This is a genomic window from Paraferrimonas sp. SM1919 (assembly GCF_010993985.1).
In the GTDB taxonomy this organism is placed as follows: Bacteria; Pseudomonadota; Gammaproteobacteria; order Enterobacterales; family Shewanellaceae; genus SM1919.
Genome location: NZ_WINH01000063.1, coordinates 1 through 1,155 on the forward strand (window position 1 = coordinate 1; position 1,155 = coordinate 1,155).

The following is a 1,155-nucleotide window of genomic DNA, read 5'->3' on the forward strand; positions in this document are numbered from 1 at the left end:
GCGGAACATGTCAGCACCGTCACAGACCGGTTTGAGCGACCAAGAGATCGGCATGCCGTGAATGGACGCGGTTAGATCAGACGGACACGGTGCGGTATCTGCGCCCCAACCGCTGTCCGGCGTGACCTTCACGTTGACCTGCTGCTCCTTGAGATCGGGACCATCCGGTATCTCGCCTTGCTCGATACAACCCATGCGCGTCTCATGGCCCGAGCACTGGTCGTCCTGCTTCTCCGGAGCCTTGCCGTTACCAGTCGCCGGATCCGTCGCCGGATTGCCGTTCGCATCCACCTCCTGCTTACCTGTCGTCAACGTGGCTGTCTTGCCATCGGAATTTGGCGTGACCGTAGCAACATCGCGATAACGCTTACCTGTAACGGGATCAACGTATGGGTCGCTCAGATTGACGTTGACTGGAGTGGTGGACGGCGTGAGTTTCACCGGAATCGGCACCTTAGCTGCGGACATATCGCTAGCAACAGCAGCGGGCAGCGGATACGTCAACGCCTTATTCCAATCAGCATCCGACGCCCCCTGCTTCGGCGCATTGGGATCGGACTTGCACGCACCATCGGTCACAACATAGCCGGTCACACACGTCGATTGCCGCGAAACACCAGCGTCAAACGAAAAACTCCCGTTGGAATCATTGGCAGTACAGACGTACGACTCAACCGATGCCCCCTGCCTACACCCCGCAAAAACAGCATCAGAATGCGTAGCAATACATGCCTGTCCAGCAGCTATAGGGCTATCAAAATAGCCAGCGCACGAACGCCACTGATAGCCGTTGAAACCAAGGTCGCCCGAATTCGCACTCAGTTTCGACGTGCACCACGTACCATCCAAGCACTTCTGGATGCCGATCTGCGCCAAGTACGCCAACGTTGTTGCAGTCGCAATCGCGGGCATCGCACGAAGCGCGGCAAGCGCAACAGCAGCAGCCCCTTCACCCACCGTCATCGTTGCGGCGATCGTGGCGGCACCTGCGCCAACCGCGGCACGCATCTCGGTAGCCGTCGCAACTTCAGACAGCGTCACAGCACCAGTCGTGACATACCCAGTCCCCGTCAACACGATGTTCGGCGGCGGAATCAACGGGATGGTCGAAGCCCACGCGGACGACGCCCACCAGCAGAGCAGCAGCACGAGCAC

General features: G+C 59.2%; 1 protein-coding gene. It reads right to left on the bottom strand.

The annotated features are described in order from the left end of the window. Positions 1-1,155, bottom strand: a 1,155-nt coding sequence (locus GFB48_RS17130) for a virulence factor TspB C-terminal domain-related protein (protein WP_205597762.1), incomplete at both ends; no start/stop codon positions are given.